The sequence below is a fragment of the Agrobacterium sp. MA01 genome (assembly GCF_009650195.1).
GTDB lineage: Bacteria > Pseudomonadota > Alphaproteobacteria > Rhizobiales > Rhizobiaceae > Allorhizobium.
On record NZ_CP045854.1, the window covers coordinates 3,568,544 to 3,590,743 of the forward strand.

Sequence of the window (22,200 nt, forward strand, 5' to 3'; positions counted from 1 at the left end):
TAGACGATCCCGTTAACCCATTTGAACGGGAGATCTTCGTTATGACCAGCAGCATGCGTGCCGGACTGATCACGCTCCTGACGATCGCGTTCATCGCCCCGGCAGCGATGGCGAACGAGCGCTTTACCGCCTCTACCATCAAGGAAGAAATCATCGGCAAGCGCATCTACCTCGCCGTGCCCTTTGGTGGGGAATTTCCGCTGAACTATCGTCCGAACGGTCAGGTGGATGGGTCGGGCGAAGCCCTAGGTCTCGGCCGCTTCGCCAAGCCGAATGACAAAGGCAAATGGTGGATCAACGGTGACCGCCTCTGTCAGCAATTTACCAGCTGGTACAAGGGGGCGCCGATGTGCTTCGAACTGATCCGCACCGGTGACAAGCGCCTGAAATGGATCCGCGACAACGGCGAAACCGGCACGGCGCGCATAGGCAACAGCATCTGACACAGCTTGTCGCGCCATGCATCGATCCCTATTCTGAACCATAAAGCAGAATGGGGATTGGAATGGCAGATCTGAGGAGCCGCCCGATCGGCGCGACAGCCATATTGGGGCGACGGGGCTATCCCGTTATCAGATCCGCGACCGGCGGTGAGCTTGAAATCGTGACCGGGCCGACCCAGGCCGGCTTCAACCCCCTCGACCTGCTATTGGCATCGCTTGCCGCCTGCATGAGCATGAGCGCGCGGATCGCCGCCCGCGAACTGGGCCTCACCGATGAGTTCGAGGGGCTGCAGGTCGGGGTGACAGGGGAAAAGGCCTCGGACGAGCCCTCGCGTTTCGCCTCGATCACCGTGACACTGGCTTTCGAGGGCACTCTCGATCCGCATGATCAGTCGAGGATTGCGCACCGCGCCGAGGAAATCTGCACCGTCAGCAACAGCCTCTCGATTCGCCCCATATTACTGATCAGCTCCGCCTAACCGGCGAGACGCTGCAACGTGATTGCGTCAGGCTCTCCGCCACAGAACACGTCGAGAGCCTCGCGGAAGATCGCAGTGTCTTCGGGATCGGCAGCAGCCGCAAACAGCGTCATGGATGATCGGAACTTCATGTCGTCGGGTTGACCGAAAATCTCCACAAGGCTTCGGTCCTGATGCGCCAATACGGCCCGGGTGACCGTACGCAGGCGCTCTCCGAGGATAGCATGCGCCAGATACGCACGCGCCTCATCAAGCGACCTCAAGGCAAATCGCTGGGCAGTGGGCGATCGGCCCAACCCCTCCAGTTGCGGAAAGATGAACCACATCCAGTGACTGCGCTTCAGGCCGCCCTGCAATTCCCGAAGCGCCTGTGCGTAAGTTTCCCGCTGCGCTTCGACGAAGCGCTCGAGGTCGACGAGAGAATGATCTTCAGCCATTTGAGCCTTGCTCCTCTTGCCTCAACGCTGGTCGGGCAGGCCATCGCCAATGCCTGATACGATCAACTAATCCGCCCTATCCGCCTTAATTCTTGACGTCGGACCAATGTTCGTTAACAAGAATGTGAGGCGCCGTGATTTCAGCATCACCGCGCCCAAACCTGGTGCCGGGCCCCTCTGGCGAGAGTTTACGGCGCTCTCGTGATGTCGGTACCGCCAGCAATTTCAGCCGGCGGATTCTAGAAAAATGAACACTTGGATCATGCTTCATGCGAAGGCGTGCAGGGCGCTTCGCATCTCCCCTAATCTCGTCTCCTCCAGCCTGGAGGACCGCACGTGAGCACTGCAGCAGCAACGGGTGGCATTTCCACTCTCGGTTACTTCCGCTGGGCCTTCATCGTCACGGCGATCGGCCTGCTTCTCGGCGCCGTTCTCGGATGGCAGATGAGCGGCACAATCTCCGGCATGGCGACCATCTTCTTCATCTGCTCGGTCCTGGCCGTGCTTGAAATCTCCCTGTCCTTCGACAACGCCATTGTCAACGCCAACAAGCTCAAGGACATGACGCCCGTCTGGCAACGGCGCTTCCTGACCTGGGGCATCCTCATCGCCGTCTTCGGCATGCGCATCATTTTCCCGCTGTTGATCGTGGTGATCGCGGCGCAGATCGGCCCGATCGAAGCCGTGATCCTCGCCGCCCGCGAGCCCGCGGAATATGCGCGCATCATGAACGATGCGCATCTGCCGATCGCGGCCTTCGGTGGAACCTTCCTGATGATGGTCGGCCTCACCTACTTCTTCAACCAGGAGAAGGACATCCACTGGATCGAGTGGCTCGAAAGTCATATGGCGCGCTCCGCCTCGATCAAGGGTATCGAGATTGCGCTCGTGCTGCTCCTGATCCTGCTGTTCTCCAATCTTCTTGAGGGCGAAGAGGCGACGACCTTCGTCTATTCGGCGATCTATGGTCTCGTGACCTTCCTCGCCGTCGAAGTTCTCGGCGGTCTGCTCGACGCCTCGCAGCGTGCCATGAGCGAAGCGGCCAAGGGTGGCCTCGGCGCCTTCATCTATCTTGAAGTGCTGGACGCCAGCTTCTCTTTCGACGGCGTCATCGGCGCCTTTGCACTGACGCAGAACCTCTTCATTATCGCGATCGGCCTTGGCATCGGCGCCATGTATGTGCGCTCGATGACCATCATGCTCGTCGAAAAGGGCACGCTCGCCGAATATCGATACCTCGAACACGGCGCCTTCTACGCCATCCTGATCCTGTCGGTGATCATGTATGTGCAGACACTGTTCCACATCCCGGAAGTGATCACCGGTCTTGGCGGTGCGGCACTCATCGGCATCTCGCTGTGGTCCTCGATCAAGTACAATCGGGAAGAGCGGGAAGAAGAAGAACGTCTCGCCGGCGAAAGCGTAGCCGAGAATATCTGACTGAGAGCGTTTGAGAAAAGTGAGAAAGGCCGGCCTTCGCGCCGGCCTTTGTCGTTTCGGATGCGCGAAGTGTCACTCCGGGCCGAGATCCGTCTTTTGCGATCCGATCTCCGGCAGCGATCCCGTGCCCGGCGTCTTCATCGGATCCTGCAGCTCCTTCTTGTCGTGAGGACCGGCCGCCGGCATGTCTTCCGCGTGAGACTTGCCCTCTTCGACTTGCCGCTTGCGCGAATGTTCGATCTCTTCAGTCATGGATGTCTCCTTTGCTGGGACATTGGAAACCTGCAAACAAGCGCCGAGGTTCCGCCCATTCGACACGACCGCGCCGGAACCGACGATGGACGACGACGTTCGATATGCATGTGAAGTGGAGGAGAGCCCGCATGACCACCGCAAAGACCACCGAAGCGCACGGCCATCAGACGCCACGCGAGGAGCACGACACCAGGAGCGATCGCCTGGAACTGTCCGAACGAGACGAAAAGGCCGACCTTGAGGACGAACCAACCGAACAGGGCATAGATCTCGATTCCAAGCGTCGGATAGATTGAAGGCAATCACCATGAACACAGCCAATCCTCAGCTTGAAGGTCTCTATCTCGCGATTTCTGCTCTTGTCCGCCGCATGATCGACAAGGGCCTGCTCGACCCGGATGACCTTCATCAAGCGATGGCAGAGGCCCGGCAAGCGGCGGAACAGGATCTGCAAACGTCCTCGCTCTCCGACGCCAACCGGAAGGCAGTCCTCTTTCCGATCGACCTCCTCGACAAGGCGGACGGCGACGTCGAAAGCTTCCGCGCTCTGGTCCGGCTAATCGCGGCGCGCCAGTAGCCGACCAAATGCGGGCAGGCGATCTTGCGTCGACCAAAAGCTCTCCTACATCTTGGCGGTTACAGGAGAGCCAAACCCATGACCATAATCGCGCCGCTAGACAGCACCACTGCTGAGGGCGGGGTGGCATCCAGACGATTGGCCAGGCTTCGAGGCCATGTCGCCGAAGCGGGTTCAGTAACCCTGGATGAGTTGATGTCGGCCATGGGCCGCAGCAGCATCGCCTTTGCAATCCTGATCCTCTCTCTTCCGGCGCTCACTCCCATCCCCGGTCCGTTTGGCCTCGTCTTCGGGAGTTGCCTCGCGATCATCTCGCTCCAGATCATCGCGGGTTTCAGACGCATCTGGTTGCCGCAATTTCTGGGACGACGGCAGGTTTCCGGCGGAACGATCGAACTCATGGTTCGCTACACGGCGCCCCTCGTGGCGCGCGTGGAAACTCTCCTGCGCAAAAACCGCCTGCGGCACTTCGCCGGACCACGTGCTCAGGCATTTCTTGGCCTACCCGTTCTTTTGCTTGCCATCGCCGTCGCGCTACCGATCCCTTTCGGCAACATGCTTCCCGTGGCGGCCCTCGTGATGATCGCGCTTGGCCTCATGGAGCGGGACGGTCTGGTGACGATCCTGGGTTTGGGCATGGGCGTGATCGCACTTGGGACGACCGGCGGCCTCGTCTATGCTGCGGCCTGGGGACTGGGCTCGATTGTCGGCCCGTGAAAAAAATCTTTTCGGCGATGGAATAGGATCGCTGTCGGCTCCGTATACTGGGGCATGACGACGAACTCGAACCCGTTCAATGTGATTGGCCAGCTCGCAGCCCTGCGACGCTACGCCCGTTCGCTCGTCAGAAATCCGGACGAGGCGGAAGACCTCGTTCATGATGCACTTATCCGGGCCCTGGAGCGCAGGTCGACCTTCAAGAGCGGGGGCAGCATCCGCAACTGGCTGATGTCCATCCTGCACAATACGCATATCGACCGCCTTCGCCGGGACCGCGCCGCCAGTCGGCGCCAGGATGCGACACTGGAGCTGACCGATATGGTGGCGCCTGCGGGTCAGGAGCATTCGGTACGGCTTGCACAGGTACGCGACGCCTTCCTGTCTCTTCCGGAAGACCAGCGCGAAGCGCTCCATCTCGTGGCCATCGAGGAGCTTTCCTATCAGGAAGCGGCCGATGTCCTGAATATCCCCGTGGGCACGCTGATGTCCCGCGTTTCCCGCGCCCGCGCCCGGCTAAGGGCGATGGAAAGCGGCGAGGACGCGAACCTCGTGCCCCACCTCAGAATCGTTGGAGGAAACCCCGATGACCAGCAATGATCCTGTAATCGAGGCCGACCTGCACGCCTATGTCGACGACCAGCTGGATGTTGGTCGCCGTATCGAGGTCGAGGCCTATCTGTCGGAAAATCCTGCGATCGCCGCCAAGGTCATGGCCGATCTGCGTGTGCGCGACGAATTGCGGCTGGCGCTTGCGGGCATGCCAGCAGTCGTGCGTCAGGAAACGCGCGATGCGGCACGGGTGCTGGAAAGCGCCTTCAACCGTCCGCGCACGATCGACGTCATTCGGCGTGCGGCGGCAGTCGTGCTTCTCGTGGGCGCCGGCTGGATCGCCCATGGTTGGATCGCCCCCGGCAGCATCGGCGAAGTTGTGGCCTCAGTGCCGCCGCCGCAGTTCGTCGAGGAGGCCGTGCGCGCGCATCAGACGGCGGAGCTGCGGGAAAAGATGAGCTCGCAGTCCGAAACGAGCCGCTTCGATCCGGCCGAGATCCGTTCCGCCACGGCCATCGTTCTGCCGGCCATGCCGGATGACTGGACCGTGCGGGACGCCCAGATTTTCCCCTCGACCTACGGACCGAGCGTCGAGCTCGAGGTCGAGCCCCAATTCGGCGAGAGGTTGTCCCTCTTCGCCGTCAGGCCTGGCAATTTTGCCGTTCAGCAGGTGCTGCTGAAGCAGGAGGGTCAGACCAACGCAGCCTATTGGCAGATCGGCGAGGTTGCTTACGCGCTGATCTCCGAAACCCAAAACCCGGACAGGCTGGCCGAACAGGCCCGCAAGCTTGCCCGGACCCTTTACTGATCCATTCAAGGAGGTAACTGACTATGGATCCCATCCAGAACCGCTTCGGCTACGGTGCTCAGGCCCAGTCCGCAGCACTTTTCGACGAAGGTCTGCGCAAGCACATGCTGCGTGTCTACAACTACATGGGCCTCGGGCTGGTCATCACCGGCATCGTCGCCTTCGTCGTGAGCCAGACCCCGGCGCTCTACGTGCCGATCTTCTCGACCCCCTTGAAGTGGGTCGTGATGCTGGCCCCGCTCGCCTTCGTCTTCTTCTTCTCGTTCCGCATCCACGCGATGTCGGCCGCGACCGCGCAGATGGCCTTCTGGGCCTTCGCGGCCGTGATGGGTCTGTCGCTGTCGTCGGTCTTCCTGGTCTTCACCGGAACCTCGATCGCCCGCACGTTCTTCATCACCGCGACCATGTTTGGCGCAATGAGCCTCTACGGCTACACCACCAAGCGTGACCTGTCGCAGTTCGGCTCGTTCCTGATGATGGGTCTGATCGGTGTCGTCATCGCCTCGATCGTCAACATCTTCCTCGGCTCGAGCGCCCTGCAGTTCGCGATCTCGGTGATCGGCGTCGTCGTCTTCGTCGGCCTGACCGCCTGGGATACCCAGAATATCAAGCAGCAGTATGCCGAGAACTTCGACCAGGAGAGCCAGCAGAAGCTCGCCGTCTTCGGCGCTCTGTCGCTGTACCTGAACTTCGTCAACCTGTTCCAGCTTCTGCTGAGCCTCACTGGCCAGCGCGAAGAATAAGATAAAAACGCGTCGGGAGAACGCTTTGACAAGGAAACGCCCGGGTATTGCCCGGGCGTTTTCACGAGATGAGAAGCAAGCCTGGCTCAGACAATCCCGCCGGAGCCACCCTTGACCGCAGGACGCTCGGCCGCAACGCGGAACCGGTAGCCACTGGCACGATAGGTCGCCACCGGATCGATGGCACCACCAGCCCGCAGCCGCGCTTCTGCAAGAATCGGCTCGACATCGGTCCGATAGGCACGCTTCAACGTTTCGGATGCCATCAGTGCGTCATTGCCGTTTTGATAACCCTCCAGTTCGGTCCGATCGACGAGCAGCGCCTGCGCATAGGCACGACGGATCTCGTTGGCGCTGGAAATCAGGCTCTCGATCGGATCCGTCACATTGTGGCTCTGATCGATCATATGGGCAGGGTGGAAATCCTTTACGCCGCGATGCTCGGCATCGACCAGCTCGTTGAACACCAGGAACAGCCGGTAGGGTTCGACCGATCCGGCATCCAGATCGTCATCGCCATATTTACTATCGTTGAAGTGGAAGCCGCCGAGCTTTCCGAACTGAATGAGCCGCGCAACGATCATTTCGATATTGGTGTTCGGCCCATGATGCCCGAGGTCGACGAGGCAATAGGCCTTTTCTCCCAGCGTCTGCGCGATGAGATAATTCGTGCCCCAGTCCTGCACGACGGTGGAATAGAAGGCCGGTTCGTACATCTTGTGTTCGGAGAACAGTCGCCAGTCGTGCGGCAGCGCCTTGTAGATCTCGCGCATCGCGTCGAGATAACGCTCGAACTGGCGGGTGAAGTTGCTCTGACCGGGGAAGTTGGATCCATCACCGATCCAGACGGTCAGTGCCTTGGAGCCGAGGGCTGCACCGAGTTCGATGCACTCGATATTGTGCTCGACGGCCTGCCGGCGGGTCGCTGCATCCACATGGCTGAGCGACCCATATTTGTAGGAATGCGGCTGGTCGGCGCTATCAGAGAAAGTGTTCGAATTCATCGCGTCGAAGCCCAGCCCCAAAGCATCCGCCTTGGCCTTCAGCTCCTTCGGATCCGCCTTGTCCCAGGGGATATGCAGAGAGACTGTCGGCGTGGCGCGGGTCAGCTGCTGGATGACGCCGCAATCGTCGAGCTTGTCGAAGATGTGCCGCGGCTCTCCTTGCCCCGGAAATCGGGCAAAGCGCGTGCCGCCGGTGCCCACGCCCCAGGAAGGAACGGCGACAAAAAAGTCCGCGACCTTCGCGGTCACGCTCTCGATATCGATCGAGCTCCGCGCCAGCTTCTCGCCCAGCGCCTGGAAATCGCTGCGGTGAGCCGCCTCGCGTTTGTCATTGTCAGCCGCAACGATATCGACGGGAATTCGGATCTCGCTCATTCTTTCCTCCACCTCGCGCGAACGATTACCATCGAAGCGCGTTTATCTGCTGTCTGAATTGAAAATCGGAGCCATCATGGACGTTCTTCGCATTCTGCTTGCCATCCTCCTGCCGCCGGTCGGCGTTTTCCTCCAGGTGGGCATCGGCCTGCATTTCTGGCTGAACATCCTGCTCACGCTCTTCGGCTATATCCCGGGCATCATCCATGCCATCTGGGTGATCATCCGCAAGTAGGATCCCGCCGCGGCGCATGCGCCGCGACGGCTTGGGAGATCAGCGCGGGAAGCTCTGCGCATTGCCGGCATCGACATTGATGATGTTGCCGGTCGATTTCGCGGACAGGTCCGACGCCAGGAAGTAGATGGCTTCGGCGATGTCTTCCGGGAAAACATTCAGCTTCAACATCGAGCGGTTGCGGTAATGCTCCTCGAGATCGGTGACTTCGATCTTCGAGGAGGCCGCCCGCTGCTCGCGCCATTCGCCGTTCCAGATCTTCGACCCACGCAGCACCGCGTCCGGATTGACCGTGTTCACCCGGATGCCGGCGTCTGCACCTTCGAGCGCCAGGCAGCGGGCGAGATGGATCTCGGCAGCCTTCGCAGTACAATAGGCGGAGGCATTGGGCGAAGAGGCAAGACCGTTCTTCGAGGCAACGAAGACGACGTTGCCGCCGAGCTTCTGACGCCGGAACAGACGGAAAGCCTCACGCGAGACGAGGAAATAGCCGGTCGCCAGGATGCTGATATTCTTGTCCCACATCGCAAGCGTCGTGTCCTCGACAGGCGCCGAAGAGGCAATCCCGGCATTCGAGACAAGGATATCCACGCCACCGAACTCCACGCAGGCTTCGGAGAAGGAGCGTATAACCGCATCCTCGCGCGTCACGTCGAGCTGAACGGAGCGGACCACATCCGCGCCATGGCGCTTCGAGAAGTCGGCGACCGTCTGCTCCAGTGCTGCAGCATCGATATCGGCCAGCACCACGCAGGCACCTTCCGCCATCAGCCGGTCGGCGGTCGCCCGGCCAATGCCGCCGGCGCCGCCGGTGACGAAGGCTACGCGTCCTGCGAGGCTCTTCGGCTTCGGCATGCGCTGCAGCTTTGCCTCTTCGAGCAGCCAGTATTCGATATCGAAAGCTTCCTGCTCCGGCAGTCCCTGATATTCGGAAACCGTCGAGGCGCCGCGCATGACGTTGATCGCATTGACATAGAACTCACCGGCAATGCGGGCCGTCGCCTTGTCCTTGGCAAAGGACAGCATGCCAACGCCAGGAACCAGGAAGATCACCGGGTTCGGATCACGGATGGCGGGCGAATTGTCGTGTTTGCAGGTCTCGTAATAGCGGGTGTAGTCGGCCCGATAGGCTTCGAGAGCCTTGTCCAGACCGGCAAGAACCGCGTCCACATCCGGCTTTGCCGGATCGAAATCGACGATGAGCGGCCGGATCTTGGTGCGCAGGAAATGGTCAGGGCAGGACGTCCCGAGGCTCCCCAGCGGCTGCAGGTTCTTCGAATTGACGAATTCCAGCACGGCATCCTGGTCGTCGAAATGCCCGAGCTTGCGCTCGCCCTTGCCGATCCGTCCGCGGATCTCGGGCATCAGACGGGCAGCAATCGTACGACGCTCGTATGCCGGCAGGCTCTTCGATACCGCACCGCCGAAGACCGTCTTGCCCTCGGTCTCCTTGGCAAACCACTCGATCGCCTTGTTGATGATCTCGAGCGTCAGGAGATAGCAGTCCTTGGCATCATCGGCCCAGGTGAACAGACCATGGCTTTCGAGCACGACGCCCTTTGCAGTCGGATTGGCCTTCACAAAGGCTTCGAGGTCGAGACCGAGCTGGAAACCCGGGCGGCGCCAGGGCAGCCATCCGATCTCGGAGCCGAAAATCTTCTGCGTCAATTCCCTGGAATTCTTCGAGGCCGCAATCGCAATGATCGCGTCAGGATGCATGTGATCGACATGCGTGAAGGATACGAAACCATGCAGCGGGGTATCGATGGACGCCGCGCGCGGGTTCAGGTTGAAAGTGCAATGCGGCAGGAAACCGACCATGCGGTCTTCGTCATGCACACCCTTGTAGATGCCCTTCAGTGCTTCGAGCTTATACTGATAGAGAGTCGCGAAACCATCGAGCTTGATCGTCCCGACGTCACCGCCAGACCCCTTGACCCAGAGCACCTTGACCGTTTCACCGGTCAGAGGATCGATCTCCATCACCTTGGCGGAGGTGTTGCCGCCGCCGTAATTGGTGATGCGCTTGTCGGCACCCAGCAGGTTGGATCGATACAGAAGCTTGCCAGGCTCATCAAGCGTGGCGGCATAAGCATCATCCCAACGATTTTCGAGAAGGCGGGTTTGGCCCGTCATGACATCCTCCCTGCAATTATCTCATGAACCGACAGTGCCGGCTCATCTCCATCTTGTTGGCAGATATCGCGCAGCCCTCACCTGATTGTCAATCAATTTCGATCATTACTTTTCATGTTGCGCTGCAGTATTATTATTTTTGATCGTTTCTGATTGACAGCGTAAAAACATTGCGAATAAATCAACGTCAGGAGGACCCCATGCACGAACGCGAACGCCATCGCATCATTCTGAGCGCGATCCAGGAAAAGCCTGTGATCACGGTGCAGGATATTGCCGAGCTGACCGAGGCTTCAGAAGCCACGATCCGCAGGGATATCGCGTCTCTCCATGTGCAGGGAAAGCTGAGACGCGTCCGTGGCGGCGCAGAAGCGGTTCACCCGCCACAGCTTGGCAATCTTGCAGCACGCCCCTTCCGCGTCTCCGAATCGGTCAACATCGACAAGAAACGCGCAATTGCGCGCGCAGCGGTCGATCTCTGCGAAGAAGGTGATTCGATCATCATCAATGGCGGCACCACCACCTTCCAGATGGTGCATTTCATGTCGGCCCGCCGCCTGCAGGTGATGACCAATTCCTTCGCCATTGCCGAGCACCTGGTGAAGCACTCGAAATGCACGGTTTCGGTTCCTGGCGGCGCGATCTATCGCGACCAGAGCCTGATCCTGTCGCCTTTCGACAATGACGCGATCCGCAATTTCTACGCCCGACGCATCTTCATCGGCGCCCAGGGCATCAACGCGCTTGGCGTGATGGAGTCCGACGCACTCGTCATCCAGAGCGAACAGAAGCTGGTGCGCCAGGCCGAAGAGCTGATTGTCATGGTGGACTCCAGCAAGTTCGCCAAGCGGTCGAGCCTGATCCTGTGTTCGCTCGACAAGGTGTCGACGATCATCACCGATGACGGAATTTCCGACGAGGCGGCCGCCATGGTCACCGACGCCGGCGTGAAGCTCATAACCGTGAAGCCCATGGCTTCATCGGCAAGAGAGGATACCTCGTCGGTCGCTTAAGAGGAGGCGCCGGGAGGGAGAGTAAAGCAGTTCATCAACCTGGGAGGAAAACATGAAACTGACGAAAATCTTGCTGGCCAGTGCCGCCATTGCACTCGCCACCATGGGCTCTGCCGCACAGGCAGCTGACATGAAAATCGCACTCGTGGTGAAGTCACTTGGTATTGGCTTCTTCGAAGCCGCCAACAAGGGCGCTCAGGAAGCAGCTGCGGAACTCGGCGGCGTCGAAGTGATCTACACCGGCCCGACCTCGACAACGGCTGAAGGCCAGATCGAAGTCATCAACTCGCTGATCGCCCAGGGCGTCGACGCCATCGCAATCTCGGCAAACGATCCTGATGCGGTCGTCCCGGCCCTCAAGAAGGCCATGGACCGCGGCATCAAGGTCATCTCCTGGGATTCGGGCGTAGCGCCTGAAGGCCGCATCATGCACCTCAACCCGTCATCCAACGCGCTGATCGGCAAGATGTGCCTGCAACTCGCCGCCAACCACCTGCCCGACGGCAAGGGCGACTTCGCGATCCTGTCTGCCACCACCACCTCGACCAACCAGAACATCTGGATCGAGGAAATGAAGGCACAGCTGAAGGACTTCCCCGGCCTGAACCTCGTCACCACCGTTTATGGTGACGACCTGGCAGACAAGAGCTACCGCGAAGCCAATGGCCTCCTGACCTCGCAGCCGAACGTCAAGGTCATCGTCGCTCCGACGACTGTCGGCGTTCTCGCCGCCTCGCAGGCCGTCAAGGATGCCGGCAAGATCGGCGACGTCTATGTCACCGGCCTCGGCCTCCCCTCTGAGATGGCCGGCGCCATCCAGTCGGGTGCGACGAAGGAATTCGCCATCTGGAACCCGATCGACCTCGGCTACTCCGCAACCCAGATCGCCTATCGCATCGTCAAGGGCGAAACCGATGCGGCTCCGGGCTCGGAAATCGAAGCCGGTCGCATGGGCAAGATCAAGGTTGGCGACAATGGCGAAGCCGCCATGGCAGATCCCTTCGTCTACAACGCCTCGAACATCGAGGAATTCTCCAAGATCTTCTGATCTCGGCGGACCAGACCCGGCGGCCAAAGCCGCCGGGATTCTCTTTCATTCGGTAAGCAAATGATGACCGTTCAATCTGCCAAGCTCGCGGCGGGCGCGATCCCGGCTGGCGAGCCCATTCTCGAAATGCGGGGCATTTCCCAGATCTTCCCGGGCGTAAAGGCCCTGGATCGGGTCGATATCGCCCTCTATCCGGGCAAGGTGACCGCGCTGATCGGCGAGAACGGCGCCGGCAAGTCGACGCTCGTCAAGATCCTGACGGGCATCTACCGCCCGAACGAAGGCGAGATCCTGATCGACGGCAAGCCGACCGCTTTCGCCAACGCCCAGGAAGCCATCGATGCAGGCGTCACCGCCATCCACCAGGAAACCGTGCTGTTCGACGAACTCACCGTTGGCGAAAACATTTTCCTCGGCCACGCGCCGCGCACCCGCTTCGGCCTGATCGACTGGCGCACCATCAATGAGCGGTCCCGGCAGCTGATGAAGGCGCTGGAAAGCGACATCGACCCGACCACCAAGCTCAAGGACTTCTCGATCGCCCAGCGCCATCTGGTCGCGATCGCCCGTGCACTCTCCGTCGATGCCCGCATCGTCATCATGGACGAACCGACAGCAGCCTTGTCGCGCAAGGAGATCGACGATCTTTTCCGCATCGTCGAGGGCCTGAAGCGCCAGGGCAAGGCCATCCTTTTCATCAGCCACAAGTTCGACGAACTCTACGAGATCGCCGACAACTATGCCGTTTTCCGCGATGGTCGCATGGTCGGCTCCGGCATTCTCAAGGACACGCCCCAGGACGAGATCGTCCGTATGATGGTCGGACGCGACGTGCACGACGTCTTCCCGAAGACCGAGGCCGTGATCGGTGCACCGGTCCTCAGTGTCGTGGGCTACAGCCACGAAACCGAATTCCGCGATATCAGCTTCACCCTGCGCAAGGGCGAGATCCTCGGCGTATACGGCCTGATCGGCGCCGGCCGCTCGGAGCTCTGCCAGTCGATCTTCGGCATCAACAGGCCGAAATCCGGCAGGTTGGAACTCGAAGGTCGCGAGGTCGCCATTCGCAACACCTCCGATGCGATCACAGCCGGCATCGTCTATGTACCCGAGGAACGGGGCCGACATGGTCTGGCGCTGGAACTGCCGATCTACCAGAACATGTCGCTGCCCTCGCTGATCCGCACCTCGGTTGCAGGCTTCCTGAAGGCGACAAATGAATTGAAGCTTGCGCGCCGCTTTGCCGAACGGCTCGACCTGCGCGCGGCTGCCCTCTCGGTGCCCGTCGGCACACTCTCGGGCGGCAACCAGCAGAAGGTCGTGATCGGCAAATGGCTCGCCACTTCGCCCAAGGTCATCATTCTCGACGAACCGACCAAGGGCATCGACATCGGCTCCAAGGCCGCCGTCCACGCCTTCATCTCGGAGCTCGCAAGCGAAGGTCTTTCGATCATCATGATCTCGTCCGAACTGCCCGAAATCCTCGGCATGTCGGATCGCGTCATGGTCATGCGCGAGGGCCTGCAAGCCGGCATTTTCGAGCGCGAAGGCCTGACCGCAGAGACGCTAGTGCGCGCCGCCACCGGCAATGCGTGAGGAATGACAATGCAGAACCTTTTGAAAAACCGGGAAATGCTGCTGGGCCTGATCATCATCGGCATGATCCTCGGCTTCACCACCCGCGCGCCCAATTTCGCCAACCCGGACAATCTGGTCACGATCTTCAACGACACCTCGATCCTGATCATTCTGGCGCTCGGCCAGATGGTCGTGATCCTGACGAAGTCGATCGACCTCTCGGTTGCCGCCAATCTCGCCTTTACCGGCATGGCAGTCGCCATGCTCGACAGCGCCTATCCGGGCCTGCCGCTGGCGCTCCTCGTGCTCATTGCAATCGGCATTGGTGCAGCGCTGGGCGCGATCAACGGCTTCCTCGTCTGGGCGCTGCAAATCCCGCCCATCGTCGTCACCCTCGGCACGCTGACCATCTATCGCGGCATGAGCTTCGTGCTCTCGGGCGGCGCCTGGGTGAATGCACACCAGATGCAGCCGGACTTTCTCGGCGTGCCGCGCCTGCCGGTGCTGGGCCTGCCGATCCTCTCCTGGGTCGCGATCGCAGTCATCCTGCTCGTCGGCTTCATTCTTGCCCGCACCGCCTTCGGTCGCTCGACCTATGCCGCCGGCGGCAATCCGGTCGCAGCCATCTATGCCGGCATTGATGTCGGTCGCGCCCGCTTCCTGGCCTTCGTGCTCTCGGGCGCGCTGGCCGGCCTCTCCGGTTACCTCTGGGTGTCGCGTTATGCGGTCGCCTATGTCGATATCGCCGCCGGCTTCGAGCTCGACAGCGTGGCTGCCTGCGTCATCGGCGGCATCTCGATTGCAGGTGGCATAGGCACCGTCATCGGCACGGTCTTGGGCGCCCTCTTCCTCGGGGTCATCAAGAATGCGCTCCCCGTCATCGGCATTTCGCCCTTCGCCCAGATGGCGATCTCGGGCATCGTCATCGTGCTCGCCGTCGTCTTCAACGCCCGCGCAGAAGCCAAGAAGGGCCGTATCATCCTGCGTGACCGCGCAGCCGGAAAGGAGGCGACGGCATGAGCACCGCACATGAACACACAAAGCGCGTCATCCCCGACCGGCTAGAAACACCCTTCCGCCGACTGCTGGGAAGCTGGGAAGTGCTGCTCTTCTGCGTCGCGGTGCTGATCTTCATCGCCAATTCGTTTGCCTCACCCTACTTCCTGAATGCCTGGAACCTGTCGGACGCCACCTTCAACTTCACGGAAAAGGCGCTGATCGCCTTTGCCATGGCGCTGCTGATCATCGCCGGCGAGATCGACCTCTCGGTTGCCGCGATCATCGCGCTCGCATCGACAGCCATGGGCTATGCAGCACAGCTTGGCGTCGGGGCACCGGGTCTGGTCGCGATCGGGATCACCACCGGCCTTGCCTGCGGCGCCTTCAACGGCCTGCTGGTCGCCGGCCTGAAGCTGCCCTCGATCGTCGTGACGATCGGCACGATGAGCCTCTTCCGCGGCATCTCCTATCTGGTTCTGGGCGACCAGGCCTTCGGCAAATACCCGCCGGAATTTGCCTTCTTCGGCCAGGGTTACGTCTTCTGGGTCATCTCCTTCGAATTCGTCCTCTTCCTGGTGATGGCATTGCTCTTCGCCATCCTCCTGCACCGGACTAATTTCGGCCGCCATGTCTATGTCATCGGCAACAATCCGCTCGCCGCACGCTTCTCCGGCATCCCGGTCGAGCGGGTCAAATTCATCCTCTTCCTGCTGACCGGCCTGATGAGCGGCATCGCCGCCGTCTGCCTGACATCGCGCCTCGGCTCGACCCGCCCCTCGATCGCTCAAGGCTGGGAGCTTGAAGTCGTCACCATGGTCGTGCTCGGCGGCGTCTCCATCCTCGGCGGTTCGGGCACCATCGTCGGCGTGGTCATCGCAGCCTTCGTCATGGGCCTCGTCACCTTCGGCCTCGGTCTCCTCAACGTACCCGGCATCGTCATGTCGATCTTCATCGGCCTACTCCTGATCATCACCATCGCGCTCCCCATCGTCGCGCGGCGGATCAAGCATGCGAGGAACGCGCAATGAGCGAGACCGAACGCCACGTCTTCAAGATGAAGCTCAATCCGGGCATGGAGGCGGAGTATAAAAAGCGCCATGACGAGATCTGGCCTGATCTCGTCGACTTGCTGCATGATGCCGGTATCAGCGACTACACGATCCATCTCGATCCGGAGACGAACCTGCTGATCGGCGTCCTGACCCGCACCCGGAACCACGGCATGGCGGCGCTGCCATCTCACCCGGTGATGATACGCTGGTGGGGCCACATGTCCGACATCATGGCCACCAACCCCGACAATTCGCCCTGGGCCGTCGATCTAAAACCCGTCTTTCACATGCCATGAGCCAGTCTTTCCAACGCATCGCCGTCATCGACATCGGCAAGACCAATGCCAAGGTGGTGCTGGTTGATGGGACGACCGGCACCGAACTGGCAATCCGAAAAACCGCGAATACGGTCATCCCCGCTCCCCCCTACCCGCACTTCGATGTCGAGGCGCTTTGGGCGTTCCTGCTGGGGTCTCTGAGGGAATTCGCCGCCGGACCTGGCTTCGACGCCTTGTCGATCACCACGCATGGCGCATCGGCAGCCCTGCTGGACGACGAGGGCAGCCTTGCGATGCCGGTGCTGGACTACGAACATCTCTACCCACACGAGACAACTGAGGCCTATGGCAAGCTGCGGCCGCATTTTTCGGAAACCTTCTCGCCAGCTCTCACAGGGGGCCTGAACGTCGGGGCGCAGTTACACTATCAGAAGACAACTTTCCCGGACAAGTTCGACAAGGTCGCAACGATCCTCACTTATCCGCAGTACTGGGCTTACCGCCTGACGGGTGTTGTCGCCAACGAGCGGACCTCGCTTGGTTGCCACACCGATCTCTGGCACCCGTTTGAAGGGCGTTATTCGAAGCTGGTTGACACCCTTGGTATCCGCGAGCGGATGGCCCCCTTGCGCTCCGCTTTCGATGCCCTCGGGCCCATCAGACCGGAGGTGGCCCACGCGATCGGCCTGCAGATCCCGGTACCCGTCTATTGCGGACTTCACGATTCCAACGCGTCGCTATTGCCGCATCTCGTCGGCTTCGGCAGCCCTTGCACTGTCGTGTCCACGGGAACTTGGGTGATCTGCTTCGGCGTCGGCGCCAAGCCGCAAAGATTGGATCCCTCGCGCGATACGCTGGTCAATGTCGACGCCAACGGTCAGGCGGTTCCTTCGGCCCGCTTCATGGGCGGACGCGAATGGGACCTTCTGACCCGCGACATGGCGGTCGTCCCCATGGAGGAGGAACTGATTGCCGCGACAGCGGTGATCGACGCAGGTTCGATGATCCTGCCGAGCGTGGTGATGGGTACCGGCCCATTCCCGGATTCGCATTTCCGTTGGATGAACGAGACGAGCTCTGTGAGCGAACGACTGGCCGCGGCCAGCCTCTACCAGGCCCTGATGACCCAAACCTGTCTCGACCTCATCGAGGCAGAGGGGCCGATCATCGTCGAGGGTCCATTTGCCGCCAATCAACTCTATCTTCGCGCGCTCCACACGCTAATGAAGCGTCCAGTCCACGCATCGGAAGCGACCACCGGCACGGCAATCGGCGCGGCCTTGCTGACGGGGATCACGATTGATGTTAAAATGCGGAGCATCGTCGACACGCTAGACGGACTGGACGATTATGCCCGGGAGTGGCGCTCAAGGGCCGGTAAAACCTAGGCCGTGACGAAGATCGTCCGGCACGGACAATCAACGTTTACCCGCTGATCCGGATGCTCAGAAACTTAAAGCGTGACGATCAGCACCGCTATAAAGCCGATCGAAACAGTCGCGGCGGCAACCGCGGCCCGCTGCCGGCAAACCTCGACAGAACGCCTGGATTTGGGGTCACCGAAAAGCTTCGCGATCGCATGTGACATGGCAGTCTCCCACGAACGGAGCCACTCATTGGCTCCGGCTGATATTGACACATTTTCGTCATAATCAGCGCCACGTCAACAATCACGACTAGATTGGTATTCTAAAGATATGCGTGTTGGGAAAATTCCTCTCTCGGGTGAGCCGGGACGTCAACGGAGTTCGCCCAGCCCGTGCGATCAGCAGGTCCAAGGCGAAACGCCACCCTTGTGGTCTTGTCAACCGACGGCCCATCAGCCAATACAACTGTTGAATTGTCAGACAACATGACAGACGAGAATCGGACGCTTGTAAGGAGGAGCCATGACAACGCACACGACAGATGAGGCTTCGCGAAGGGCACTCGGACTGGCCGGGATGGCAGGCCCTGCAGTCATGCTGCTCGGAATGCTGCTCTTTGCGATGAACGATGCCATGGGCAAATGGCTGGTTGCGAGCTATGGCCTCGGCCAGGTCATCCTGATCCGCAGCATTGCAGCACTTCTGATCCTTGCGCCCTTCCTCTGGATGGCCGGCCTGAAGCCGATCGTCGAGGCAGAGCGACCCTGGCTGCAGTTCACGCGCGTCGTGCTTTCGACGCTGGAACTCTTCTGTTTCTACTACGCGGTCATGTATCTGCCGCTGGCCGATGTCATGACCTACTGGCTCGCAGCGCCGATCTATGTGGCGGCGGCAGCGCCTTTCCTGCTGGGAGAAAAGGTCGGCTGGCGGCGCTGGTCCGCAATTGCTATCGGCTTCATCGGGGTCGTGATCACGCTCGAGCCGTCGAGCGCCATGTTCACCACACCCGCTCTGATCTCGATCATCGGCACTGCCGCCTTCGCTTTCATGATGCTCTCGGGCCGCAGCCTGCGCGGCACGCCGGACAAGACGCTTGTACTGTTCCAGACGGGTGGAGCCGCAGTGGTCGGCCTGATTGCCGCCCCCTTCGGCTGGACACCGATCACGTCGGTGAATGAAATCCTGTTGCTGGGGCTTCTCGGCATCGTTGCCATGAGCGCGCACATGCTGGTCAACCGCGCCTTGAAAATTTCGGACGCCGCGACCGTCGCGCCGCTCCAATACACACTGCTGCTATGGGCTGTTGTCTTCGGCTATTTCTTCTTCGGCGAAGTGCCTCGACTGACAATGATCGTCGGTGCGACCCTCATCGTCGGATCGGGCCTGTTCATCTTCTTCCGTGAGCAGCAATTGAAGAAGCGAGACAAGGTCCTGCCATCTGTCCCCGAATGACAGACTAATACCAAATGTCGATGATAGGGAGCTATAGGATCAGCTCGACCGCACTTTCTGACTAGGAGAGGTCCGAAGAGCGATGCTGAAGCATCGGTCAAGGAACTCGACGACGCCAGAATGGGCGGGAAGCCGACCAAGGGTGGCTTATTGCAGGCCCCTGGCGTTGTTGCGCCGCTTGGCCGATGCGGGAGGCATCGCCCGGCGCGCCGCGCCTAGCCAGGAACTCGAAATAAGCCATCCTATGGGTTCCTATCATCGACACTTGGTATAAAAAGCCCGCAGCGGTTTCCCGCTGCGGGCTTCTTCTGGTGCGGCGCTCAAGAGCGCCACGACCAGGGAGGTCACTTACGGAGTTCGGCGAGCTTGGCGAGAATGTCGTCCACCACCTCGGCACCGATCGTCTCCTTGTGCTTTTCATAGACGATCATGGACTTTTCGCGGATGCGCTGCTGCTCTTCAGGCGAAAGCGTGTTCACCTCAAGGCCGGCTGCCTTGATCTTCTCCAGCGACTGCTTGTTGAGGTCGGCGATAACCGATCGCTCGACATCACGGCCAACCGTTGCGCATTCGCGCAAGGCCGCCTGTTCTTCCGGCGTATAGGTATCGAAGATCGCCTTGGAGAACAGGAAGAGGAACGGCGTATAGGCGTGGTTCGTCTCAGTGATATATTTCTGCACCTCGAAGAACTTAGAGGTGTCGATCGTCACATAGGGGTTTTCCTGGGCGTCGATGGTCTTGGTCTCGAGTGCCGAGAAAACTTCGCCGAATGCCATCGGGGTAGCGTTTGCGCCGAGGTTCTGGAAGGTATCGAGGAAGATGTTGTTCTGCATGACGCGAACCTTCATCCCTTCGAAGTCTTCCCACTTCGTCACCGGACGAACCGAGTTGGACAGGTTGCGGAAACCGTTCTCCCAATAGCCGAGGTTCACGAGGCCAACGGCTTCGAGCTTCTGGTTCATCATGTCGCCGAACTCGCCGTCGAGTACCTTGTAGGCCTCGTCAGCGGAGCCGAACAGGAACGGCAGGTCGAAGACACCAAGCGCCGGCTCGATGCCGACGAGAGGCGACGAAGACGTCACCACGGCTTCCTGGACGCCCGAACGCAGAGCCTGGGTCGCCTGGAGGTCGCCACCGAGGGCACCGCCCCAGAACGCCTGCAGCTTCAGCTTGCCACCGGACTTGTCATCCAGGCACTTCTGCATGGCCTCGATGCCGTTCCCGACAGGGTGATCGGCATTGATGCCGTTCGATACGCGGATGGTGCGGTCGTTGAATTCCGCAAAAGCTGGAACGGCTCCGGAAACGGCGAATGCCAGTGCTGTCGTTGCGAGTAGTATCTTCCTCATGGTGTATCCTCCCTTGGATTTTAATGAGTTGGTTGAACTTCGTTCCTCACCGTAGCCACTGCGCCGGCACGATGACGATCTCGGGAAATATGACGAGCAATACGAGAACGAGCACCTGCGCGAGCAGGAACGGAACAATGCCCGTCACGACTTTGCCGAGCGGTACGCGCCCGACCCCGCTGACCACGTTGAGCACCACGCCAACGGGCGGCGTGATCAAGCCGATGCAGCAGTTCATGATGAACATGACGCCGAAATAGACCGGATCGATGCCCGCCTGCTTGATGATCGGCATCAGCACGGGTGTCAGGATCAGGATGGTCGGTGTCAGGTCCAATGCGGTTCCGACGACGAGAACCAGTGCCATGATGACGAACATCAGCAGCATCGGCCGATCGATCAGAGGTTCGATGTAGCGCGTGATCTCGCCGGGAATATTGGCCGCAGTGATCAACCAGGCGGAGACCAGGGCCGCGCACACCAGGAACATGATGATCGAGGTTGTCTTGGCCGCCTGCAGGATGACCCGCGGCAGATCCCTCGGTTTCAGTTCCCGATAGATCACCATGCCGACGAACATGGCATAGGCAGCCGCAATGACAGCCGCCTCCGTAGGCGTCACCACCCCGGCCTTGATCCCTCCCAGGATGATAACCGGCATGCCGAGCGCCCAGGCCGCACGCCCTGTGGCTCGCAAGCGCTCTTTCGCCGGCGCTTTCGGCAAGGGCTTCACGTTGTCCTTGCGAACCACGATCTGCCAGGCAATGACAAGCGCGATCCCCATCAACATGCCCGGCACGATCCCCGCCATGAAGAGCTGTGTGATCGACACATTCGCGGCAACACCGAAAACGATGAACGCCATCGACGGCGGGATGACGGGTGCGATGATACCACCGGACGCAATGAGGCCGGCAGAGCGCGGCACGTTGTATCCCGCCTTTGCCATCATCGGGATCAGGATTGCGGCCAGAGCTGCCGTATCGGCAGCGGCCGAGCCTGAGATGCTGGCCATGATCACGGCGGCCATGATGGCAACGATACCGAGGCCGCCACGGATGTGGCCAACGCAGGCAATCGCAAACTCGATGATGCGCCGCGACAGGCCGCCGGAATTCATCAACTCGCCGGCCAGCACGAAGAACGGGATGGCGAGCAGCGTGAACGTGTCGGCGCCCCCGATCATGTTCTGCGCGATGATCTGGCTGTTGAACATGCCCATGTACCACATGAGCGTCACGCCGCAGAACATCAGAGCGAAGGCGACCGGAACGCCAATGGCCATGGCGCCGAGGAGCGAGGTGATAAAGACAAGAAGGGTCATCAGGCGCGCTCCACCAGCTTCTCAATGCCGTGGTGTTCGCCTGCAAAGGCTGCGATTTCACTTTCGGTGACACGCCCGGTGACCAGACGGAAGAGGCGTTCGAGCGCGATCAGACTACAGCCGGCGCCGGTGAAGAAGCCGATACCGTACACCCAGCCCATGGAAAGTCCCGTAACGGGTGCGCTCATGCTGGCATTGATCGGCAACTGCTTCCAGGTTCCCCAGAAGAAGATGGCAGAAACGCCGAAAATGAGGAGATTGGACAAGATCATGCAGATGACCCGGCCGCGCCGACCGAATAGGGCCACCAGACTTTCCACGCCCATGTGTCCGTATTCGCGAAAGCCGACGACCGCGCCGACAAAGGTCAACCATACGAAGAAATAGCGGGCCATTTCATCCGAGACAGTCAGGCCGGAGTTGAAGCCGTAACGCAGAATGACATTGACGAAGACCATGATCGCCATGCCCGACAAGAGCAGGATCAGAAGCAATTCGAGGAATTTGTAGAAGAGATCGACAATTCTGGTCATACGCCC

Annotated in this window: 26 protein-coding genes; 18 read left to right on the forward strand and 8 right to left on the reverse strand. The window is 60.4% G+C overall.

Annotated elements, in window-relative coordinates:
- The first annotated feature begins 41 nt into the window (after positions 1-41).
- Positions 42-443, forward strand: coding sequence for a hypothetical protein (locus GH983_RS17160; protein WP_083229649.1), 402 nt, complete (start codon positions 42-44; stop codon positions 441-443).
- Between the two features lie 62 nt (positions 444-505).
- Entirely contained in the window at positions 506-922 is a 417-nt protein-coding gene (locus tag GH983_RS17165; protein WP_153763049.1) for an OsmC family protein, read from the forward strand.
- Here the strand turns inward: GH983_RS17165 and GH983_RS17170 are convergent.
- Complete coding sequence (locus GH983_RS17170; protein ID WP_153763050.1) at positions 919-1,359, reverse strand: DUF1810 domain-containing protein; 441 nt, start codon at positions 1,357-1,359, stop codon at positions 919-921. The two genes, GH983_RS17165 and GH983_RS17170, sit on opposite strands and share 4 nt — an antisense overlap.
- 336 nt (positions 1,360-1,695) lie before the next feature.
- Between GH983_RS17170 and GH983_RS17180 the strand changes: the two genes are divergently transcribed.
- On the forward strand, positions 1,696-2,799 hold the full coding sequence (locus tag GH983_RS17180) for a DUF475 domain-containing protein (protein WP_153763051.1): 1,104 nt from the start codon (positions 1,696-1,698) through the stop codon (positions 2,797-2,799).
- Between the two features lie 72 nt (positions 2,800-2,871).
- On the opposite strand, the gene GH983_RS17185 is transcribed toward GH983_RS17180, so the two are convergent.
- Complete coding sequence (locus tag GH983_RS17185) at positions 2,872-3,051, reverse strand: hypothetical protein (RefSeq protein ID WP_153763052.1); 180 nt, start codon at positions 3,049-3,051, stop codon at positions 2,872-2,874.
- A 131-nt stretch (positions 3,052-3,182) separates the two neighbouring features.
- On the opposite strand from GH983_RS17185, the gene GH983_RS17190 reads away from it, so the two are divergent.
- From GH983_RS17190 to GH983_RS17215, 6 genes are all read left to right on the forward strand, one after another.
- A complete protein-coding gene (locus GH983_RS17190; protein ID WP_153763053.1) occupies positions 3,183-3,350 on the forward strand; it encodes a hypothetical protein in 168 nt (55 codons plus the stop codon).
- An 11-nt stretch (positions 3,351-3,361) separates the two neighbouring features.
- A complete protein-coding gene (locus GH983_RS17195; RefSeq protein ID WP_069043055.1) occupies positions 3,362-3,631 on the forward strand; it encodes a hypothetical protein in 270 nt (89 codons plus the stop codon).
- Between the two features lie 78 nt (positions 3,632-3,709).
- Positions 3,710-4,348 (forward strand): exopolysaccharide biosynthesis protein, encoded by a 639-nt coding sequence (locus tag GH983_RS17200; RefSeq protein ID WP_153763054.1) that lies wholly within the window; start codon positions 3,710-3,712, stop codon positions 4,346-4,348.
- Positions 4,349-4,402: 54 nt separating this feature from the next.
- Positions 4,403-4,948 (forward strand): sigma-70 family RNA polymerase sigma factor, encoded by a 546-nt coding sequence (locus GH983_RS17205; protein ID WP_054148584.1) that lies wholly within the window; start codon positions 4,403-4,405, stop codon positions 4,946-4,948.
- Entirely contained in the window at positions 4,935-5,708 is a 774-nt protein-coding gene (locus GH983_RS17210; protein ID WP_054148583.1) for an anti-sigma factor, read from the forward strand. Before GH983_RS17205 ends, GH983_RS17210 begins: the two co-directional genes overlap by 14 nt.
- A 23-nt stretch (positions 5,709-5,731) precedes the next feature.
- On the forward strand, positions 5,732-6,451 hold the full coding sequence (locus tag GH983_RS17215) for a Bax inhibitor-1/YccA family protein (protein WP_054148582.1): 720 nt from the start codon (positions 5,732-5,734) through the stop codon (positions 6,449-6,451).
- Positions 6,452-6,537: 86 nt separating this feature from the next.
- Here GH983_RS17215 and rhaI read toward each other — a convergent pair whose 3' ends face one another.
- Positions 6,538-7,830: an L-rhamnose catabolism isomerase gene (rhaI, locus tag GH983_RS17220; RefSeq protein ID WP_153763055.1), complete on the reverse strand. Its 1,293-nt coding sequence runs from the start codon at positions 7,828-7,830 to the stop codon at positions 6,538-6,540.
- A 76-nt stretch (positions 7,831-7,906) separates the two neighbouring features.
- Here rhaI and GH983_RS17225 point away from each other — a divergent pair, with 76 nt between their 5' ends.
- Positions 7,907-8,065 (forward strand): YqaE/Pmp3 family membrane protein, encoded by a 159-nt coding sequence (locus GH983_RS17225; protein ID WP_069043052.1) that lies wholly within the window; start codon positions 7,907-7,909, stop codon positions 8,063-8,065.
- A gap of 39 nt (positions 8,066-8,104) precedes the next feature.
- Here the strand turns inward: GH983_RS17225 and GH983_RS17230 are convergent, their stop codons facing one another.
- On the reverse strand, positions 8,105-10,201 hold the full coding sequence (locus tag GH983_RS17230) for a bifunctional rhamnulose-1-phosphate aldolase/short-chain dehydrogenase (RefSeq protein WP_153763056.1): 2,097 nt from the start codon (positions 10,199-10,201) through the stop codon (positions 8,105-8,107).
- A 200-nt stretch (positions 10,202-10,401) separates the two neighbouring features.
- Between GH983_RS17230 and GH983_RS17235 the strand changes: the two genes are divergently transcribed.
- The 7 genes from GH983_RS17235 to GH983_RS17265 are packed head-to-tail and all read left to right on the forward strand — an operon-like array spanning position 10,402 to position 17,557.
- Positions 10,402-11,214 carry a DeoR/GlpR family DNA-binding transcription regulator gene (locus tag GH983_RS17235; protein WP_153763057.1) on the forward strand — a complete coding sequence of 271 codons (813 nt, stop codon included), beginning with the start codon at positions 10,402-10,404 and terminating at the stop codon, positions 11,212-11,214.
- Between the two features lie 52 nt (positions 11,215-11,266).
- A complete protein-coding gene (gene rhaS, locus GH983_RS17240) occupies positions 11,267-12,262 on the forward strand; it encodes a rhamnose ABC transporter substrate-binding protein (protein ID WP_153763058.1) in 996 nt (331 codons plus the stop codon).
- 60 nt (positions 12,263-12,322) lie between these two features.
- The gene (locus GH983_RS17245) at positions 12,323-13,858 is read left to right on the forward strand and encodes a sugar ABC transporter ATP-binding protein (protein ID WP_153763059.1); all 1,536 of its coding nucleotides are present in this window, start codon (positions 12,323-12,325) and stop codon (positions 13,856-13,858) included.
- Positions 13,859-13,867: 9 nt separating this feature from the next.
- On the forward strand, positions 13,868-14,860 hold the full coding sequence (locus GH983_RS17250) for an ABC transporter permease (protein WP_153763060.1): 993 nt from the start codon (positions 13,868-13,870) through the stop codon (positions 14,858-14,860).
- Positions 14,857-15,867, forward strand: coding sequence for an ABC transporter permease (locus GH983_RS17255; protein WP_054148575.1), 1,011 nt, complete (start codon positions 14,857-14,859; stop codon positions 15,865-15,867). The genes GH983_RS17250 and GH983_RS17255 overlap by 4 nt, the downstream gene beginning before the upstream one ends.
- On the forward strand, positions 15,864-16,187 hold the full coding sequence (locus GH983_RS17260; RefSeq protein WP_054148574.1) for an L-rhamnose mutarotase: 324 nt from the start codon (positions 15,864-15,866) through the stop codon (positions 16,185-16,187). Before GH983_RS17255 ends, GH983_RS17260 begins: the two co-directional genes overlap by 4 nt.
- A complete protein-coding gene (locus tag GH983_RS17265) occupies positions 16,184-17,557 on the forward strand; it encodes an FGGY-family carbohydrate kinase (RefSeq protein WP_069043046.1) in 1,374 nt (457 codons plus the stop codon). The genes GH983_RS17260 and GH983_RS17265 overlap by 4 nt, the downstream gene beginning before the upstream one ends.
- Positions 17,558-17,622: 65 nt before the next feature.
- Here the strand turns inward: GH983_RS17265 and GH983_RS24485 are convergent, their stop codons facing one another.
- A complete protein-coding gene (locus GH983_RS24485; RefSeq protein ID WP_256367274.1) occupies positions 17,623-17,757 on the reverse strand; it encodes a hypothetical protein in 135 nt (44 codons plus the stop codon).
- A gap of 301 nt (positions 17,758-18,058) precedes the next feature.
- On the opposite strand from GH983_RS24485, the gene GH983_RS17270 reads away from it, so the two are divergent.
- Positions 18,059-18,988, forward strand: a complete 930-nt coding sequence (locus GH983_RS17270) for a DMT family transporter (RefSeq protein WP_371418365.1) — start codon at positions 18,059-18,061, stop codon at positions 18,986-18,988.
- Between the two features lie 344 nt (positions 18,989-19,332).
- Here GH983_RS17270 and GH983_RS17275 read toward each other — a convergent pair whose 3' ends face one another.
- The 3 genes from GH983_RS17275 to GH983_RS17285 are packed head-to-tail and all read right to left on the reverse strand — an operon-like array spanning position 19,333 to position 22,194.
- Positions 19,333-20,337 (reverse strand): TRAP transporter substrate-binding protein, encoded by a 1,005-nt coding sequence (locus tag GH983_RS17275; RefSeq protein WP_054148572.1) that lies wholly within the window; start codon positions 20,335-20,337, stop codon positions 19,333-19,335.
- Positions 20,338-20,383: 46 nt separating this feature from the next.
- The gene (locus tag GH983_RS17280; protein ID WP_069043045.1) at positions 20,384-21,661 is read right to left on the reverse strand and encodes a TRAP transporter large permease; all 1,278 of its coding nucleotides are present in this window, start codon (positions 21,659-21,661) and stop codon (positions 20,384-20,386) included.
- Positions 21,661-22,194: a TRAP transporter small permease gene (locus GH983_RS17285; RefSeq protein ID WP_054148570.1), complete on the reverse strand. Its 534-nt coding sequence runs from the start codon at positions 22,192-22,194 to the stop codon at positions 21,661-21,663. The genes GH983_RS17280 and GH983_RS17285 overlap by 1 nt, the downstream gene beginning before the upstream one ends.
- Between the last annotated feature and the right edge of the window lie 6 nt (positions 22,195-22,200).

What these genes read in the sequence shown, in the direction of transcription:
- GH983_RS17170 (WP_153763050.1), bottom strand. Translation starts at nt 1,359, where the DNA reads ATGGCTGAAGATCATTCTCTCGTCGACCTCGAGCGCTTCGTCGAAGCG.
- GH983_RS17195 (WP_069043055.1), top strand. Translation starts at nt 3,362, where the DNA reads ATGAACACAGCCAATCCTCAGCTTGAAGGTCTCTATCTCGCGATTTCT.
- GH983_RS17250 (WP_153763060.1), top strand. Translation starts at nt 13,868, where the DNA reads ATGCAGAACCTTTTGAAAAACCGGGAAATGCTGCTGGGCCTGATCATC.
- GH983_RS17235 (WP_153763057.1), top strand. Translation starts at nt 10,402, where the DNA reads ATGCACGAACGCGAACGCCATCGCATCATTCTGAGCGCGATCCAGGAA.
- GH983_RS17160 (WP_083229649.1), top strand. Translation starts at nt 42, where the DNA reads ATGACCAGCAGCATGCGTGCCGGACTGATCACGCTCCTGACGATCGCG.
- GH983_RS17255 (WP_054148575.1), top strand. Translation starts at nt 14,857, where the DNA reads ATGAGCACCGCACATGAACACACAAAGCGCGTCATCCCCGACCGGCTA.
- GH983_RS17200 (WP_153763054.1), top strand. Translation starts at nt 3,710, where the DNA reads ATGACCATAATCGCGCCGCTAGACAGCACCACTGCTGAGGGCGGGGTG.
- GH983_RS17165 (WP_153763049.1), top strand. Translation starts at nt 506, where the DNA reads ATGGCAGATCTGAGGAGCCGCCCGATCGGCGCGACAGCCATATTGGGG.
- GH983_RS17245 (WP_153763059.1), top strand. Translation starts at nt 12,323, where the DNA reads ATGATGACCGTTCAATCTGCCAAGCTCGCGGCGGGCGCGATCCCGGCT.
- GH983_RS17270 (WP_371418365.1), top strand. Translation starts at nt 18,059, where the DNA reads ATGACAACGCACACGACAGATGAGGCTTCGCGAAGGGCACTCGGACTG.
- rhaS (WP_153763058.1), top strand. Translation starts at nt 11,267, where the DNA reads ATGAAACTGACGAAAATCTTGCTGGCCAGTGCCGCCATTGCACTCGCC.
- GH983_RS17230 (WP_153763056.1), bottom strand. Translation starts at nt 10,201, where the DNA reads ATGACGGGCCAAACCCGCCTTCTCGAAAATCGTTGGGATGATGCTTAT.
- GH983_RS17285 (WP_054148570.1), bottom strand. Translation starts at nt 22,194, where the DNA reads ATGACCAGAATTGTCGATCTCTTCTACAAATTCCTCGAATTGCTTCTG.
- rhaI (WP_153763055.1), bottom strand. Translation starts at nt 7,830, where the DNA reads ATGAGCGAGATCCGAATTCCCGTCGATATCGTTGCGGCTGACAATGAC.
- GH983_RS17185 (WP_153763052.1), bottom strand. Translation starts at nt 3,051, where the DNA reads ATGACTGAAGAGATCGAACATTCGCGCAAGCGGCAAGTCGAAGAGGGC.
- GH983_RS17215 (WP_054148582.1), top strand. Translation starts at nt 5,732, where the DNA reads ATGGATCCCATCCAGAACCGCTTCGGCTACGGTGCTCAGGCCCAGTCC.
- GH983_RS17205 (WP_054148584.1), top strand. Translation starts at nt 4,403, where the DNA reads ATGACGACGAACTCGAACCCGTTCAATGTGATTGGCCAGCTCGCAGCC.
- GH983_RS17260 (WP_054148574.1), top strand. Translation starts at nt 15,864, where the DNA reads ATGAGCGAGACCGAACGCCACGTCTTCAAGATGAAGCTCAATCCGGGC.
- GH983_RS24485 (WP_256367274.1), bottom strand. Translation starts at nt 17,757, where the DNA reads ATGTCACATGCGATCGCGAAGCTTTTCGGTGACCCCAAATCCAGGCGT.
- GH983_RS17190 (WP_153763053.1), top strand. Translation starts at nt 3,183, where the DNA reads ATGACCACCGCAAAGACCACCGAAGCGCACGGCCATCAGACGCCACGC.
- GH983_RS17275 (WP_054148572.1), bottom strand. Translation starts at nt 20,337, where the DNA reads ATGAGGAAGATACTACTCGCAACGACAGCACTGGCATTCGCCGTTTCC.
- GH983_RS17210 (WP_054148583.1), top strand. Translation starts at nt 4,935, where the DNA reads ATGACCAGCAATGATCCTGTAATCGAGGCCGACCTGCACGCCTATGTC.
- GH983_RS17265 (WP_069043046.1), top strand. Translation starts at nt 16,184, where the DNA reads ATGAGCCAGTCTTTCCAACGCATCGCCGTCATCGACATCGGCAAGACC.
- GH983_RS17225 (WP_069043052.1), top strand. Translation starts at nt 7,907, where the DNA reads ATGGACGTTCTTCGCATTCTGCTTGCCATCCTCCTGCCGCCGGTCGGC.
- GH983_RS17280 (WP_069043045.1), bottom strand. Translation starts at nt 21,661, where the DNA reads ATGACCCTTCTTGTCTTTATCACCTCGCTCCTCGGCGCCATGGCCATT.